A 16,260-nucleotide genomic window follows, 5' to 3' on the forward strand; every position below is an offset into this window, starting at 1 on the left:
ATGATTATTGACAGGGATATTGAACAGTTTACGTTGCTTAATACTGCCTCCGTCGCCGAGGCGTTACAAAAGCTTAATAAAAACAAACATCAGATCCTGTTTGTGGCGGATTCCCGCAAGCACCTGAGAGGATGCTTTACCGACGGTGACTTTCGACGCTGGGTGTTGAAACAATCGACAATCGATTTGTCACAATCCGTTCAGGTCGCGATGAACGCGAACTGTATGGCTGTCCATGAAGAGCAGGATAGCCTGATGCTTGAATCGATGTTGAATGAAAGGATTCGGTGTATTCCGGTACTGAACCATCATTCGCAGATAATTGGAGTCGCTCGTCGCACCTCTCCGGTTATTTCCATTGATAATCATGTGATTGCACCGCAAAGCAAAACCTTTGTGATTGCTGAAATCGGTAACAATCATAATGGAAGTCTGAAGTCAGCGCTGAAGTTAATTGATCACGCCGTGGCGGCGGGGGCGGATTGCGTAAAGTTCCAGATGCGGGATCTCGACTCTCTCTATATCAACAAAGGAGATGACGCAGACCCCAGCGAAGATCTTGGATCACAGTATGTCCTCGAACTGTTAAATAAATATCAGCTTGGTGACGATGCGTTTAAACAAATAGCAGATTACTGTCTTGAGAAACAGATCACTTTTCTGTGCACGCCATTCGATCAGGTAAGCTGTGATAAACTGGATGCGCTTGAGGTACCCGCCTTTAAAATGGCCTCTGCCGATCTCACCAATCATCCCCTGTTGTTGCACACAGCCAAAAAACATAAGCCGATGATCATTTCTACCGGCATGGCTACCGACGAGGAAATTGAAGAGTCGGTCGCACTTTTAAAAGCACAGGGAGCACGTTTTGTGCTTCTGCACTGTAACTCGACATACCCCGCACCTTTTAAAGATGTGAACCTGAAATACCTTCAAAAGCTAGCAACCATAAATCAGGGGTTAATCGGTTATTCCGGTCATGAGCGCGACATACACGTGGCGGTTGCCGCCGTTGCCCTTGGGGCTAAAGTGATAGAAAAGCATTTCACCCTGGATCGGAATCAAGAGGGAAATGACCATAAAGTCAGCCTGTTGCCCAACGAATTTGCCGCCATGGTAAAAGGTATAAGGCAAGTAGAGCAGGCTATTGGCAGTGGCGCTTCAAGAACGCTGAGTCAGGGCGAAATGATTAACCGGGAAGTGCTCGGGAAAAGCCTGTACGCGGCATGCAACATTGCCCAAGGCACCGTGATTACACGTGACATGATTGAAGTGAAAAGCCCCGGCAAAGGGCTATCGCCAAATAAAGTCGGCGATCTAGTTGGCAAAGTCGCTACCAGAGATGTGAACAGGGGCGGAGCGTTCTTTACCTCGGATATCAGTGAAACCCGCAGAAGCGAAAATTTAAAGTTTGCGCTGCCAGGCTGTTTCGGTATCCCTGTCCGCTATCACGATGTCAGACTGGCACATACTGGGAACATGGGACTGGTTGAGTTTCATTTGAGCTTTAAAGACCTGGACTTAACTCCTTCTGATTATCTGCAAATCGATAATCAGCGAAAAGTTGTCGTTCATGCGCCTGAACTTTTCGCGCAGGACCACACGCTGGATTTGGCGTCTCCCGACACTGATTATCGTTCCCGGTCTGTTGAATGGTTAAACCGCGTTTTCGATGTGGCACGAGAGATTGGAAAATTCTATCCGACCCAGAAATGCATACCGGTAGTGGTTAACGCCGGAGGCTTTTCTCAGGATGCCTTTGTCGACGAGGCAACACGCGAGCGAATGTATAAGGTGTTGGGCGAGACATTGACATCGCTGCGGTTGAAAGGTATCGATTTACTGATCCAGACCATGCCGCCATTCCCATGGCACTTTGGTGGCCAGCGCTATCATAATTTGTTTGTAGATCCACACGAAACAGCACAGTTTGCCGATACCTATGACGTGAATCTTTGTCTTGATGTTTCGCACAGCTGGCTGGCGGCAAACTTTCTGGACATTGAGATAGAATCTTTTTTCACTCTGTTAGGTGATCGCGTTAAGCATTTACATATTGCGGATGCGAAAGGTGTTGATGATGAAGGGCTGCAAATCGGGACAGGTGAAATTCCGTTTACGAAGTTATTTTCTCTGATGCAGCGATATTGCCCTGATGCCACCTGGCTGCCGGAAATCTGGCAGGGACACAAAAACGAGGGGGAAGGGTTCTGGCAAGCTTTTGATGCCTTGCAGGATAAGCTGGATGCACAGCAAACACCGCTGTCAGTTGCAGGAGGGTAATATGATCTCCCGAATCACATGTGAAGCGCCTTATGTGCACACCGCAGACCAGCAATTTGACACCATTGTTAACGATACCTTCGAGAATAAAAAAGGCGTGGTGTTCATCGTTGATGAAAACAACAGCCTGTTAGGCGGCGTATTTAAGAGTCAGCTGTTGAAAGCATGTCGGAGTGGTGGGCCTCTTTCACTTGAAGCAGTGATGGCACCGGTTAATATCACGGCCAGTACGTCACAAGCGGAAGAAGAGATAAACCGGTTATTCAGTGCTTCAGTCCAGGTCTTACCTCTGTTGGATGGGAAAGTGTTACATTCTCTGGCGGTGCCTACTCCTCACGCGAGGGCGCAGCGGCTGAACTTAAATGTGGGCGCCGGTGGCTACTCTATACCGGGCTTTGTCAATCTCGATTACCCCAGCGACTGGTATCAAAGCCAGCAGCAGCAACCATTTGTATCTTACGACATGCGCGGTGATGATCTGCCATATGCTGATAATACGGTGGATAATATTTACTGTTCTCACGTGATTGAACATATCGAAACATCCCATGTCATTCACTTTCTTCAGGAGGCCGCCAGAGTCCTGAAGCACCAGGGAGTATTGAGAATAGCCTGTCCGGATGCTGATTTTTTGAAACAGGTTTCTTCTTTTGAAAATGATTTCTGGACGTTTAGAAAAAGCTGGTTTGAGAATCATGCAGAGCGGAAAGGGCAAGTTAGTCAGGCAGATTTTTATGTTCGGGAAATCGCGACGCGAAGAAGTCGTTTTTTACGTTCTGGCGAGCAGCAATGTAGTCTCAGCGGTAAGCAATTTCTCAGACAAAATACAGAGAGTCTGGTGGCTCAGCTGTGTTCCGGGCTGACATTCGATAAGCAGCGTCCCGGGGATCACATCAATGGCTGGTGGTATGAACGGATACAGGCGATAGCCGAAAAATTACCTTTCACTCATTGCATCCGAAGCCGGTTTAATGGTTCCGTGAGTGGTGCTATGCAGGGAAGTGACATCGATCAAACCTATCCACAGATGTCGTTATACGTTGATTTGGTGAAATGATGAACGCTTCATTGCAAAGCCAGTCCTGTCACCCCAGCGTCACGCACTTTGCAGCTAATGGAATAAATGACAGAGACGCGTTTTTGAAAAAGGTAGCGATGCTGTCTCAGTCCGCCGAATGTGCGCGGGCAGACATCAACACCGTGACGTTTGAATTCGCCGCCAAAAACATGACAAGCATTACCCGGGCACTTCGTCATTATGGCGTGGTGTGTTTAACTAACGTCGTGTCAGAGCAATCCATTAACGACTTCAACGGCAAATTTGATGCGCTCATGTCGCGCCTCTCGGACGACGCTGCCAATCCAGACACTGAGCACGGCTGTATTGACGGAGTGTCCTGGCAACGCAACCTGAAGCTGGCAAATAATTTTAATGAATTGGTGGAGTTCGGTGCACCTATTGTTAATATCCGGGGAAGTGAGAGCTCCGACACCGGGATGCGGGACGTTTTCAACGTTCAGAAAATCAAAGATTTTGCATCCGACTCCCTAATCACAGAATGTGAAGCTCAGTTTTCTTCCGGGCTGGTGCAACAAATTGTCAGACAAGTGTCTCCTTTTCTTTATACCAATACTCAGGTGTATGAGAATCAGTCCATCACTGACACCCGGGGGTTTCACATCGACAATATTTTTGGTACGCACAAAGCTTTTTTATATCTGACAGATGTACTAAGTGAGGGTGATGGTCCTTACTGCTACGCACCCGGTACCCACAAATTACCGTATTTACACCGGCTGGAGCTGCGCTATACAGAACGAATGGGCATTCGTTCACGGGATATGCTAAGTGGCGATTATCTCCACGCAATCAAGATGATTGCGCCAAAAGGCACATTAATTATCAGTAATCAGACGGGGATCCATCGGGGCATTCCACAGCGAAAAGGCGCTTTCAGAAGAGTGTTGGTGGGTAACTTTAGTGAACACAATAAAGTTGCCAGAAATTATTAATTGAGAAGATATCGGTAAAGGGGAATGCATGCCGACTGAGCACGGGTTCATATCCGACCTTAAATATTATTCAAAAAAGAAAAGGCTGCTAAGATATTTCTATGGCGAGGCCATGGGGCTCTATTACCGCACTCGTTATCAGCTTATTCCTAAGCTATGGTTACTCACCTACGGGAAGTTAGATAATGTCCTTTTTTACAGATTTGATGCCAGAAGAGTTCTCGCAAAAGAGTTTGAAGACGCATTGCGTCAGCCAGACGGGACGCTTATCCGGATGGGGAACTATCTTATTGACAAGCAGCAGACGTTTTCTGAACCACCCGTGGTCTATTCCCTTGGCGTACTTACTGACACCAGCTTTGATGTCGCAGTAGCCGAGCATTACGATACCCACGTTTATTTATTTGATCCCGCGCCAATAGCGGCCGACTACATCAGTAAAAATCCGCACCCACAGTTAACCTTTTTCGATTACGGCGTGTGGACTGAAAACACGACTACGGTATTCTCTTGCCCTGAGAAAGAGGGCAGAAGTCCGTCAATGTTAATGGCACATAAGGGCAAAAAGTTTACCGCTGAGTGTCGTACCCTCGAAGACATAATGAACTCGCTGGGCCATGAAAACGTCGATATTTTAAAAATGGACATTGAGGGAGCAGCATTACCCATACTTGAGGACTTGGTTGAGAAGAACAGAAAATTGCCAACGCAGATTGTGGTTGAATTTGAAAGATATGAAGCTGAAATAATTCAGTTTTGTGAGTTTTACGTGCGTGTACAGAAGCTGATGGACGCGTTTACAGAGCGTGGATATCAGGTTTATAACCTACCCCGGCGTTATCACAAATATAATTGCCTAGAGTTATTATTTACCAAACGAAAGTCGTTTACTCATCAATAAACTGAATCGCCACTATTAGCCTAGACACTTCCCAGCTGTTGAACATGGCGTTTTTCATACTCTACTGGTGACAGTAAATTATTGGAACCATGTTTGCGTTTGCAGTTATAAAACATTTCGATGTAATCGAATATGTCAGCACGGGCATCATCTCTGGTTGAGTAGATTTTCTTTTTGATTCTCTCTCGCTTCAGCAGCTGGAAGAAGCTTTCTGCAACAGCGTTATCATGACAGTTACCTCGTCGGCTCATACTTCCCTCTAGACCATTCGCTTTTAGGAATGCCTGCCAGTCATGGCTGGTATATTGACTACCTTGATCTGAGTGCACCGTCACTTGTTGCTTCGGATTCCGACGCCATACAGCCATCAACAGAGCATTGAGCACTATATCTTTCGTTATTCGTTGCTGCATTGACCAGCCGATAACCTTTCGGGAGAACAAGTCCACGACAACCGCCAGGTATAGCCAGCCTTCGTGAGTTCGGACGTGCGTGATATCCGTGACCCAGGCTTCATCGGGTGCGGCGGGATTAAATTCCCGATTCAGACGATTTGGAACTACAACGTGGCTTTCTCCGCCTCGATGACGAGGTCGTCGGTAGCCAACCTGGGCACGTAATCCTTCCCGAACCATGAGCCGGTGAACGCGGTTAATACCGCATCGTTCACCGATGTCACGCAAATCTGAATGGATTTTTCGGTAGCCGTACACGCCACCAGACTCCAGCCAGAATTGCTTTATTAGGCCTGTTAGGCGTCGGTTGGCTTTATCGCGTTTCGACAGAGGCTTACTGCTCCAGGCATAGTATCCGCTCGGATGAACATCCAGCATCCGACATAACCAACGAACAGGCCAGCAATCGCTATTATCCTTGATAAAGGCGTACCTCAATCGGACTGCTTTGCGAAGTACGCCGCGGCTTTTTTTAATATATCCCGTTCTTCTGTAGCCCGTTTTAATTCTTTCTGAAGCCGCTTTATCTCAGCCTGGGCCTCAGATAAATCATTATGCTTCTTGGAATCAGGGCCGAACTTTTTAACCCAGGCATACAAGCTGTGAGTAGTGATATCGAGTCGCTTGGCAACATCAGCGACAGAATGGCCACGATCAACGACTTGTTTGACCGCTTCAATTTTAAATTCTTCAGGGTAGCGTTTACCGCTCATAAGCACCTCTCTTTTCAGTTAGTTTATCTAACTGAGAGGCGTCTAGGAAATTAGTGGCGATTCAAACCGCACTTTGGTTCAGCTGTATTTCTTTGATAAATTTAGAAAACGAACTACGTAAATGACGTCACCACTGCGACGCCAGCTTAATGTTTCAGGTGATCACACTAAATCCTTCATCACGATCATCAGACCTGGATACTGATGAATAGAAAATATGTTGAGATGAGAGTCCGTGTAATCAAACGCTCTCCCCAAATGAACCTGCTTGGTCAAGAAGTTTTGGAATTCATTGAATGCAGTACCGTTTCCGTTTGGGCGGGTGGTTCTCGTTGTATTCCATTCTGAGTAATTGTTATACAAGTCTTCGATGACATAAAACCCATTTCTTCTTAGATAGGGGTAAAGCGCATAAAAGCTCTCAATATAATCTTCAATAATATGACTTCCATCATCAATGATGATGTCATAGGCTTTGTGCCTAAGGCCGATTTCTTTAAGTAGATCCGTATCACGCTGATCAGCTCTATAGAAAATGTATCTCGACTCGTCGAATACCTTAAAGTCACACTCACAGATATCTATTGCTACGACGATAGCGTTCGGAAAACGCTCAAGCCACATATTGACGGAGTTACCACCTCGAACCCCAATTTCCAGAATACGTATCTCTTCATATTGCGACAATGAGGCAAATAACCTTTCATAGATATGAAGATAACTTTTCTTATGGGTAGCAGAAATTATGGTCTTGTCAGTTCCATGTTTGATACCAAGTTCGTAAAGACTGCTCATTACGTGATTTCCTACAAAATAAATACCAATAATACATACAAATGTTATCGACAGAACAGGAAATAACTTAATGGTTGTTCTTACTTGGTGGAATTCTGACTACACAGTTAGCACGCAATATTGACGATGGCTTGAAAGAAGAGAGCTCTGCTTGTATGAAAAGTCAAATGAAAGAGTGTAGAGCGTCCAGTGTGACGCCATGCTATGTCGTTTGCAGCTGGACCGTGTGGAAGCAAAGCCGAAACGATATCAGCACCAACTGAGCTTGATTTTACACAGAGACGCTTGGTGAGATTATACTTAACAGACGGATTAGCATTTTGTCCGAGTGGGAGCGCTGTTTAGCGCTAACCGCTTGCGTATAGTTCTAGGGTTTCACGTATTAAGTTTAACACGGGGCGTTGCTTACTAAACGCTCAATGTCATGCTATTATTTATTAAATAATGAGTGGGGTGGTGTCATGATAAATATTGATGGAGCGCAATCTAACAGTTCGTTACTTCAGCAGGTGCAGGAAAAACAAACCAACCTGATGGAGAAACTGGCCAGCGGCAAGAAGATAAACAGCGCTGCTGACGGCGCAGCCGCGCAGCAAATTATCGACAGACTAACCTCGCAGGTTGAAGGTAACCGCCAGGCTATTAGTAACGCCTATGACGGCATCTCACTGGCGCAGGTAGCAGAAGGTGGTTTAGGTAACATCAATAATGATGTTAACCGCATTCGCGAGCTTACCATTCAGGCCGGCAACGGGATCCTAAGCGATTCTGATAAACAGGCTATTCAGTCTGAGATCACGCAGTTACAGGACAATATCAGCCAGACCATTGAGCAAACCAATTTCGCCGGAAAGCCGCTGTTATCGGAAAACGGTTCATTGAGTTTTCAGGTTGGGGCAAATGACGGTCAGCAAATTGATGTAAATACGCAGGACATTGGCAGTCAGCTGTCTGATGTGCTCAGCATCGATATCACCGGCGGAACCAGCGTAAACGATGCACTCAGTGCAGCGGATGCTGCTATCGAAGTGGTTGGCGGTGCACGCTCTGATCTTGGAGCAACCCAGAGTCAGTTTGAGAGCACGGCTCGCAACCTGTCTCAAGCCGATGTGAATACGTCTGCAGCGCGAAGCCGAATCGCGGATACTGACTATGCGCAGGCCGTGTCGCAAAGCATTGCCAATGATACATTAGGTCAGGCAGCGTTAACGGTTCAGGCTCAGTCCAATCAGCAGCAGGGACAAGTGCTCAACCTGCTTAATTAATCTTCACTGAATTTGAAAAAAGCAGGGTAACCTGCTTTTTTTATTACTGGAATTCAGGAATCAGCAGTTGCGCTGGTATCTTTTGCCGTTACAATCATGCAGGTGCGCTAAACTGTTAATAATAAAAACGCGTTTTCGGGGAATTGATGAAGGATATTCTGCTCGTTAGTGATAACGGCGACCTTACTCACAGCTTAGAAACCATCATTACCTTCTTGGGTGAGCCATGCCAGCACACAAGCTTAATTGCTTGTGAAGAGGCATTACGCACCGCTTCGGTTGATGCTGTGCTGATTGATTTTGATGACGCGGTGAAAGCCAAGACAGTCATTACGCAGTTTCCTCATATTCCTTTTGTGGCTATTCAGCCTCAGAGCAGCGATATCAAGCCAGACTGCAACCTTGTCAGTGTTATTACTCTTCCACTTACATACCCGGCGTTAACCCAAGCCATTCATCGTTGTCAGGAATATAGCCGCCAGAAGCCCGGTGCTATCCGTGGAAGCGGTGCAAAGACCCGGTTATTCCGCAGCCTGGTTGGTAAAAGTGACCAGATACAGGGTGTACGGCGTCTCGTTGAGCAAGTAGCGCCTACGGATGCAACCGTACTGATCCTGGGTGAATCAGGAACAGGAAAAGAAGTCGTCGCGCGCAACGTACACTTTCTCTCTGCCAGAAAGGATGGTCCTTTTATTCCAGTGAACTGTGGTGCTATTCCTGGTGAGCTGTTAGAAAGTGAGTTATTCGGGCACGAAAAAGGGGCGTTTACCGGTGCTATCAGTGCACGAAAAGGGCGATTCGAGCTCGCTGAAGGCGGCACCTTGTTTCTGGATGAAATCGGCGATATGCCAATGCAGATGCAGGTCAAGCTGTTACGGGTTTTGCAGGAACGTACTTTTGAACGTGTTGGCGGCAACAAGCCTATGCAGTGCAACGTACGTATTATTGCCGCAACGCATCGTGATTTAGAGACGATGATAAGAGACGATAAATTCCGTGAGGATTTATACTATCGCCTCAATGTATTTCCAATTGACAGTCCAGCGCTACGAGAGCGTCGCGATGATATTCCGCTGTTATTACAGGAGTTGATTAGTCGTATCCAGGGCGATGGTGTTGACGGTGTTCGTTTCACCGAGCAGGCTATCGGCTCATTAATGGAACATGACTGGGCGGGCAATGTGCGTGAGTTGTCAAATCTGGTTGAGCGATTGAGCATCCTGTATCCCGGTCAGATCGTCGACATACAGGATTTGCCGCAAAAGTATCAATATGGTGAGGTAGAAGCATATCAGCCGGACTATCCTGAAGAATTACTGGAAAGAGATGCCTTTAATGCGATCTTTGCTGAAGCTGCTGCCAGTGAGCTGCCGGAAGATGACGCGTCTGCGACACAGGATAACGATGCCTATTTGTCTTCGCAGCTGCCGGAAAGCGGCGTAAATCTTAAAGAATATTTGTCTGAGCTGGAAATAAATCTCATTCGTCAGGCACTGGAACAACAGGACTGGGTGGTTGCCCGTGCGGCAGACAAATTGGGGATGCGCAGGACGACGCTGGTCGAAAAAATGCGTAAATACGACATCCAGCGCGAAGAGCAAATCTGATTCTGCGGGGCGAGCTCCTTGCCCCCGACTTTACCCGTTATTACTTTTGGATGTTGACCGGGCTGTAACCGACTTTGTACTCAGGTTTAAATTTCAAGCCCGGCGTTTCTCATATCACTTTTTATCAAGAACGTTGTCCATGTCGACGCCGTTAGCATAACGCCGAGATTTTGCCTTTCCCTCTGTTCAGTAGCGCAACGCCGCTATCTTTGCGCAATAATTTGATTAACAAATTCGGTGACCAAATCAAGTATGCACTAATGCCCTTGGTGTAGAGAGTCGGATCTTTGACGACGATAATAGTGTCGGGATTTCTAGTAACATTATGAATATAAAGAAAAATTAAGTTGGCACGAACCGTGCTATCCACTATGACATAAGCAAGCCGTCTGCTTTTTGACGAGGATACTATGGCATACGATAGCAGTCTTAGCGCCACACCACATTTTGACAATGACGACTCGATGTATACCGCGTTTGGTCAGGACCAAACACGGCGTAATCAGGATGTGTCATCTGCTGATATTACCTCTTTGCGTCAGCAGGCCAGCCGGCTTGAACATTTACTTAAGGTTATGCCAGCAGGTGTGATCGTATTGGATGGTCGCGGTATCGTTCGACAGGCAAACGACCAGGCGCGGGATCTTCTCGGAGAACCCCTGGAAGGTCAGGTTTGGCGAACCATCATTCATCGCTCGTTTAAACCCCGGGCGGATGACGGTCACGAAGTCTCACTAACGGATGGTCGACGGGTAAAGCTATCCATCACGCCGCTGGAAAAAGAACCGGGCCAATTGATTGTATTAACGGACCTGACAGAAACCCGTCAATTACAGGCGAGAGTCAGTCATATGCAGCGTCTGTCGTCATTAGGCAAGATGGTAGCGTCGCTGGCACACCAGATCAGAACGCCGTTATCTGCCGCCATGCTATATGCGTCTAACCTTACCCGAAAGGGGTTGGGTGAAGAGGCATCGCACAACTTTGCCAATAAGCTTTCAGCGCGGCTAAAAGAGCTGGAAAGTCAGGTCAATGATATGTTGCTGTTCGCTAAATCCGGCGAAGAGCAGGTTGTTACGTCGCTTACCCTGCAGGATGTCGATGAGGCTATTCGTACTACCGCGCAAACAATCGCACAGCAGGCAGAACAGAATATCAGGCTGGAAGGATTCGATTCAGACGTTACCTTTACAGGCAACATCACCGCACTTCAGGGGGCATTGCTTAACCTGATTAATAACGCCAGCCAGGTCACGCCGAAAGCGGGCACAATTAAGGTTAAAGCCTTGTGCGGTGAAGGGCAGGTAGCCATTACAGTTTGTGATCAGGGACCAGGTGTACCTGCGGAACTGCAACACCGGATTTTTGAACCCTTCTTTACCACTAAAACCCATGGAACCGGGCTGGGACTTGCTGTGGTCAAGTCTGTGATTAACGCGCACAAAGGCCAGTTATCTGTAGCAAATTTGGTTGACCATGGCGCGTGTTTTACTGTTTCTCTGCCCTGCGCCACTGCGCAGGATAGTCATCCGCATTGTTATGCAGGAGTTCACTCATGAGCAAAACCACCATACTTATTGTTGAAGATGATGCCGGTCTGCGAGAGGCACTGGTAGATACGCTGTTGCTGGCGGACTATCACGTGCTTGCAGCTGACAGCGCCGAAGATGCGCTGATGCAACTGACAAATCAGTCGGTGGATCTGGTCGTCAGCGATATTCAGATGGGCGGCATGAATGGATTGTCTCTACTAAAAAATATTAAAAGCAAGTCGCCGCAAATGCCGGTCCTGCTGATGACTGCTTATGCCACTATCGATGACGCCGTTCAGGCTATGCGTGATGGTGCAACGGACTATTTGTCTAAGCCGTTCGCACCGGAAGTGTTGCTTAATCTGGTTGGGCGTTATGCTCCGGCGCAGAAAGTCGAAAGCCGCACACCGGTAGTCGCTGACTCCAGCAGTATCGAGTTACTGAAGCTGGCGGGAAAGGTCGCGAAATCTGAGGCCACCGTAATGGTATTGGGGCCCAGTGGTTCGGGTAAAGAAGTGTTGTCGCGCTATATTCACGATCAGTCGCCACGTGCGGCAGAGCCTTTTGTGGCAATAAACTGTGCGGCAATTCCTGAGAACATGCTTGAAGCAACCTTGTTTGGATACGAAAAAGGCGCGTTTACTGGAGCGGTTCAGGCGTGCCCCGGCAAATTTGAACAGGCTCAGAACGGTACCTTGTTGCTGGACGAAATCACCGAGATGGATTTAAGCCTGCAGGCAAAACTATTACGCGTATTGCAGGAACGGGAAGTCGAACGTCTCGGCGGTCGCAAAACTGTGCAGCTGGACGTCCGTGTTATTGCTACCAGTAACCGCGATTTAAGACAAGCTGTCGAGGCCGGCGAATTCCGCGAAGATCTTTATTATCGCTTGAATGTATTTCCAATTGTATGGCGCCCGCTGGCGCAGCGTCCCGGCGACATCGTGCCATTAGCGGAACACCTGATTGCGCGTCATGCACAGGTGCAGAAGCTGGGCACGATTAAGCTCAGTGCAGCAGCACGCAATAAGCTTACTCAATATACCTGGCCGGGTAACGTACGTGAACTTGAAAATGTGGTGCAACGCGCGCTTATTCTGTGCGAAGACAATTGTATCGACTCGTCTGATCTGATGATTGATATGGCCGCATCACTGGCCAGTCACTCGCCAGAGCCGTCTGCGGTGGAAGAATCGAGCCGCTTAGGCTCGGAACTGCGTCAGCAAGAGCACCAAATCATTCTGGATACGCTGGAAATGTGTAATGGGAAGCGTAAAGATGTCGCAGAAAAGCTTGGGATAAGCCCTCGGACTCTGCGCTACAAACTGGCAAAAATGCGCGAGGACGGTATCGACGTGCCAGCATAATGTTACGCTATATTCTCAGTAAAACGCCTTAGTTAACTGTTATAACCAAAAGACCGCGGAAGCGGTCTTTTTTATTGCGTAGCGCCACCCCCTGTCATTTTTTTGGCATCGTTTATAACACTTTGAATTAAAAGTGATTTTAAAGTTGGTGCGGTAATTGCTGATGTCCACTTATCAGTGAAATGTCAGCCAATAATCTGACAACCAATATCCCCAGGAGTTGTTATGGACGTGAAAGCCAACAGTTTGTATCAGGAAATGCAAAGCATGATCGGGCAAACTCGTCTTCAGGTTAACGAGCCCCAGGAACTCATCAGGCAAAATCCGTCGGCGAATGAGTTTTCCGATATGCTGAAAAACGCAATCGACGGTGTGAATAGCATGCAGCTTGAATCCAAAGATGCCCAGCAACGCTTTGAAATGGGAGACCAGTCATTGAGTCTTGCCGAAGTCATGCTGGTAAAAGAAAAGTCGGGTATTGCCTTTGAAGCCACCGTTCAGGTGCGCAATAAAGTGTTGGAAGCCTACAAAACTATTATGAATATGCCGGTTTAGGTGGAGTAACCCATGGCTGAAGCGACAGGCACGAACCTGACCGTTGCCGACCAGGCAGCAGGCTCAGACAACGAACCGGAGAACAAATCCGGGTTTATGGACACGCTGGGCAGTGCAGACATGATGCGCCAGATGGCGCTGGTGGTAGTACTGGTTATCTGCGTGGCCATTGCAGTATTTATCCTTATCTGGGCGCAGGAGCCTGACTATCGTCCGCTGGCCAAAATGGAAACGCAGGAGCTCATCGAGACGCTCGATTACCTTGACGCCAATCAAATCGATTATCAGTTGCAGGGCAATACGGTTTACGTTCGCAATGATCAGTTCCAGGACATTCGCTTAGGAATGACCCGCCAAGGCATTTCTAACGAGTCCAGCAATGGCACTGACATCATCATGCAGGACATGGGGTTTGGTGTTAGCCAGCGCCTTGAGATGGAGCGACTCAAGCATGCTCGCGAGCAGCAGATAGCCTCGACCATTGAAGAAATGACCAGCGTGCAAAAAGCCCGCGTACTGCTGGCCATGCCAAAAGAAAATGTGTTTGCCCGCCGCGAGAAAAAGGCATCTGCTACGGTGGTACTCACCGCTAAGCGCGGCACTGTTATAAAAGGCGAAGAAGTCGATGCTGTGGTTGATATCGTGGCGTCGGCAGTGCAGGGAATGGAGCCTTCAAAAGTCACGGTGACAGACAGTAATGGTCGTTTGCTAAACTCCGGGTCTCAGGATTCTATGAGTGCCCGTGCCCGCAAGGAATATGAGCTTGAGCGCCAGCGCGAAGATGAATATCTGGAAAAAATAGACGCCATACTTATCCCGGTACTCGGTATTGGCAACTACACCGCACAAGCCGATGTCACCATGGACTTCACGGCGCTTGAACAAACCCAGCGTAGCTATAATCCTGATTTGCCAGCGGTTCGCAGTGAAATGGTGGTAGAAGAGAACAGCGTAGGTTCGGTGGCAGGTGGCATTCCTGGTGCGTTGTCAAACCAACCGCCGCTGGATGCCAACATTCCTGAAAATGCGATAGGTGATGGTGCGCAACAACCTGTTCCGGGTCGCAGCTCTAAAGAAGCAACACGTAACTATGAGCTCGACACGACCATCAGCCACACTAAGAAACAAACCGGTGTGATCCGCCGATTGAGCGTTTCGGTTGCCCTGGATTATGTGCCAACGACTGCCGAAGATGGCACCGTGACGCAAACGCCACGGGCACAGGAAGAGTTGCTGAATATCCGTCGCCTGCTACAGGGCGGAATTGGATTTGACGTAACCCGAGGAGATTCACTGGAAGTGGTAAGTGTGCCATTTACCCGCATGGATACCGGCGAAGTAGAAGAATTGCCGCTTTGGGAACAGCCTGCATTCCTGCCTATACTTAAGCTGGTTATCGGCGGTCTGGTAATCATTGTACTGATTGTCTTTGTTATCCGTCCGATGCTGCGTAAACTCATTCATCCGGATGCCACGAAAGACGGCGATGACTTTGATGCTGATGAAGGGCTGGATCTGGGCGATGAGACCATTAGTATGCTGTCTCAGGAGTTTGATGAAGGGCAGGTTGGTTTTGCCTCTGACGGCTCGCTGATGCTGCCGGATCTGCATAAAGATGAAGATGTATTGAAAGCCGTACGTGCGCTGGTGGCCAATGAGCCAGAGTTATCCGCGCAGGTAGTAAAAGGCTGGTTGATGCAAGATGAGTAGGAATGGGGCCAATGGCTGAAGAACTAGCAACAGTGGAAGAAACCACATACGACGTCAGTAAACTGGAAGGGGTAGAAAAAGCCGCCATCCTGCTGTTGAGTTTGTCGGAGGAAGATGCGGCGCAAATCCTGAAGCATCTTGAGCCCAAACAGGTGCAAAAATTAGGCTCGGAAATGGCCAAAGTCGATGATATGACGCAGGCCAAAATTACGGCAGTGCACAAGCATTTCATCGAAGAAATACAAAACTACAGCACCATTGGGTTCCAGAGTCAGGACTTTGTAAAACGCGCCCTGACTGCTGCACTTGGCGAAGATAAAGCCGCAAACCTGATTGATCAAATCATGATGGGCACCGGCGCGAAAGGCTTAGACTCACTGAAATGGATGGATTCCAAGCAGGTGGCAAGCATCATTCGCAACGAACACCCACAGATACAGACGATTGTACTGTCTTATCTGGAAGCTGAGCAAAGCGCCGAAATTCTGGCGCAGTTCCCGGAAAAAGTCCGCCTGGATCTGTTAATGCGTATTGCAAACCTCGAAGAAGTGCAGCCAGCCGCGTTGCAGGAGCTCAACGAGATAATGGAAAAACAATTCGCCGGTCAGGCCGGTACCCAGGCTGCCAAGATGGGCGGCCTGAAATCCGCTGCCGATATTATGAATTATCTGGATACGGCTATCGAAGGTCAGTTGATGGATGCCATCCGCGAACAGGACGAAGAGATGAGTCAGCAAATTCAGGACTTAATGTTTGTCTTCGACAACCTGGTGGATGTAGACGATCGAGGTATTCAGGCTATTTTACGCGAAGTGCAACAGGATGCGCTGCTTAAGGCCATCAAGGGTGCCGACGAAGAGCTGAAGGCTAAGATCATGAAGAACATGTCTAAGCGTGCGGCAGAAATGCTGGCCGATGATCTTGAGGCGCTCGGACCTGTGCGCATCTCCGAAGTGGAAACCGCGCAGAAAGAGATCCTGTCTGTTGCACGTCGTCTGGCTGACTCTGGTGAGATCATGCTTGGCGGTGGTGGTGGTGAAGAATTCCTGTAATGGCATCCTGAC

The 16,260-nt window shown here is 48.2% G+C and carries 13 protein-coding genes; 11 read left to right on the forward strand and 2 right to left on the reverse strand.

Annotation, left to right across the window (positions count from 1 at the left end; all coding sequences use genetic code 11):
* Genes ACLBLI_RS05510 through ACLBLI_RS05525 form a run of 4 tightly spaced genes read left to right on the forward strand, consistent with a single transcriptional unit; the run spans nt 1 to nt 5,197 of the window.
* Nucleotides 1-2,283, forward strand: a complete 2,283-nt coding sequence (locus ACLBLI_RS05510) for an N-acetylneuraminate synthase family protein (protein ID WP_414830133.1) — start codon at nt 1-3, stop codon at nt 2,281-2,283.
* 1 nt (nt 2,284) lies between these two features.
* Nucleotides 2,285-3,340 (forward strand): methyltransferase domain-containing protein, encoded by a 1,056-nt coding sequence (locus ACLBLI_RS05515; protein ID WP_414830134.1) that lies wholly within the window; start codon nt 2,285-2,287, stop codon nt 3,338-3,340.
* A complete protein-coding gene (locus ACLBLI_RS05520) occupies nt 3,337-4,296 on the forward strand; it encodes a hypothetical protein (protein WP_414830135.1) in 960 nt (319 codons plus the stop codon). The genes ACLBLI_RS05515 and ACLBLI_RS05520 overlap by 4 nt, the downstream gene beginning before the upstream one ends.
* Nucleotides 4,297-4,324: 28 nt before the next feature.
* A complete protein-coding gene (locus tag ACLBLI_RS05525; RefSeq protein WP_414830136.1) occupies nt 4,325-5,197 on the forward strand; it encodes an FkbM family methyltransferase in 873 nt (290 codons plus the stop codon).
* A gap of 20 nt (nt 5,198-5,217) precedes the next feature.
* Here ACLBLI_RS05525 and ACLBLI_RS05530 read toward each other — a convergent pair.
* A protein-coding gene (locus tag ACLBLI_RS05530; RefSeq protein ID WP_414830137.1) for an IS3 family transposase occupies nt 5,218-6,365 on the reverse strand; the annotation gives its coding sequence in 2 pieces (ribosomal slippage) (nt 5,218-6,128 and nt 6,128-6,365; 1,149 coding nt in all).
* A gap of 162 nt (nt 6,366-6,527) precedes the next feature.
* A complete protein-coding gene (locus ACLBLI_RS05535) occupies nt 6,528-7,160 on the reverse strand; it encodes a hypothetical protein (RefSeq protein ID WP_414830138.1) in 633 nt (210 codons plus the stop codon).
* Nucleotides 7,161-7,621: 461 nt separating this feature from the next.
* Between ACLBLI_RS05535 and ACLBLI_RS05540 the strand changes: the two genes are divergently transcribed.
* From ACLBLI_RS05540 to fliG, 7 genes are all read left to right on the forward strand, one after another.
* Complete coding sequence (locus ACLBLI_RS05540) at nt 7,622-8,425, forward strand: flagellin (protein ID WP_414830139.1); 804 nt, start codon at nt 7,622-7,624, stop codon at nt 8,423-8,425.
* Nucleotides 8,426-8,571: 146 nt separating this feature from the next.
* Nucleotides 8,572-10,032 carry a sigma-54 dependent transcriptional regulator gene (locus tag ACLBLI_RS05545; RefSeq protein WP_414830140.1) on the forward strand — a complete coding sequence of 487 codons (1,461 nt, stop codon included), beginning with the start codon at nt 8,572-8,574 and terminating at the stop codon, nt 10,030-10,032.
* 410 nt (nt 10,033-10,442) lie between these two features.
* Nucleotides 10,443-11,591 (forward strand): sensor histidine kinase, encoded by a 1,149-nt coding sequence (locus tag ACLBLI_RS05550; RefSeq protein ID WP_414830141.1) that lies wholly within the window; start codon nt 10,443-10,445, stop codon nt 11,589-11,591.
* Nucleotides 11,588-12,931, forward strand: a complete 1,344-nt coding sequence (locus ACLBLI_RS05555; protein WP_414830142.1) for a sigma-54-dependent transcriptional regulator — start codon at nt 11,588-11,590, stop codon at nt 12,929-12,931. The genes ACLBLI_RS05550 and ACLBLI_RS05555 overlap by 4 nt, the downstream gene beginning before the upstream one ends.
* A gap of 225 nt (nt 12,932-13,156) precedes the next feature.
* Entirely contained in the window at nt 13,157-13,486 is a 330-nt protein-coding gene (gene fliE / locus ACLBLI_RS05560; protein WP_414830143.1) for a flagellar hook-basal body complex protein FliE, read from the forward strand.
* 12 nt (nt 13,487-13,498) lie between these two features.
* On the forward strand, nt 13,499-15,196 hold the full coding sequence (gene fliF, locus ACLBLI_RS05565; RefSeq protein WP_414830144.1) for a flagellar basal-body MS-ring/collar protein FliF: 1,698 nt from the start codon (nt 13,499-13,501) through the stop codon (nt 15,194-15,196).
* An 11-nt stretch (nt 15,197-15,207) separates the two neighbouring features.
* The gene (gene fliG / locus ACLBLI_RS05570; protein WP_414830145.1) at nt 15,208-16,248 is read left to right on the forward strand and encodes a flagellar motor switch protein FliG; all 1,041 of its coding nucleotides are present in this window, start codon (nt 15,208-15,210) and stop codon (nt 16,246-16,248) included.
* Nucleotides 16,249-16,260: the final 12 nt, after the last annotated feature.

Origin of the sequence: Alteromonas sp. H39 (assembly GCF_047556435.1) — a bacterium.
Taxonomy (GTDB): Bacteria; Pseudomonadota; Gammaproteobacteria; order Enterobacterales; family Alteromonadaceae; genus Alteromonas.

Coding starts and splice junctions, on each gene's coding strand:
- ACLBLI_RS05510 (WP_414830133.1), top strand. CDS start 1: ATGATTATTGACAGGGATATTGAACAGTTTACGTTGCTTAATACTGCC.
- ACLBLI_RS05515 (WP_414830134.1), top strand. CDS start 2,285: ATGATCTCCCGAATCACATGTGAAGCGCCTTATGTGCACACCGCAGAC.
- ACLBLI_RS05520 (WP_414830135.1), top strand. CDS start 3,337: ATGATGAACGCTTCATTGCAAAGCCAGTCCTGTCACCCCAGCGTCACG.
- ACLBLI_RS05525 (WP_414830136.1), top strand. CDS start 4,325: ATGCCGACTGAGCACGGGTTCATATCCGACCTTAAATATTATTCAAAA.
- ACLBLI_RS05535 (WP_414830138.1), bottom strand. CDS start 7,160: ATGAGCAGTCTTTACGAACTTGGTATCAAACATGGAACTGACAAGACC.
- ACLBLI_RS05540 (WP_414830139.1), top strand. CDS start 7,622: ATGATAAATATTGATGGAGCGCAATCTAACAGTTCGTTACTTCAGCAG.
- ACLBLI_RS05545 (WP_414830140.1), top strand. CDS start 8,572: ATGAAGGATATTCTGCTCGTTAGTGATAACGGCGACCTTACTCACAGC.
- ACLBLI_RS05550 (WP_414830141.1), top strand. CDS start 10,443: ATGGCATACGATAGCAGTCTTAGCGCCACACCACATTTTGACAATGAC.
- ACLBLI_RS05555 (WP_414830142.1), top strand. CDS start 11,588: ATGAGCAAAACCACCATACTTATTGTTGAAGATGATGCCGGTCTGCGA.
- fliE (WP_414830143.1), top strand. CDS start 13,157: ATGGACGTGAAAGCCAACAGTTTGTATCAGGAAATGCAAAGCATGATC.
- fliF (WP_414830144.1), top strand. CDS start 13,499: ATGGCTGAAGCGACAGGCACGAACCTGACCGTTGCCGACCAGGCAGCA.
- fliG (WP_414830145.1), top strand. CDS start 15,208: ATGGCTGAAGAACTAGCAACAGTGGAAGAAACCACATACGACGTCAGT.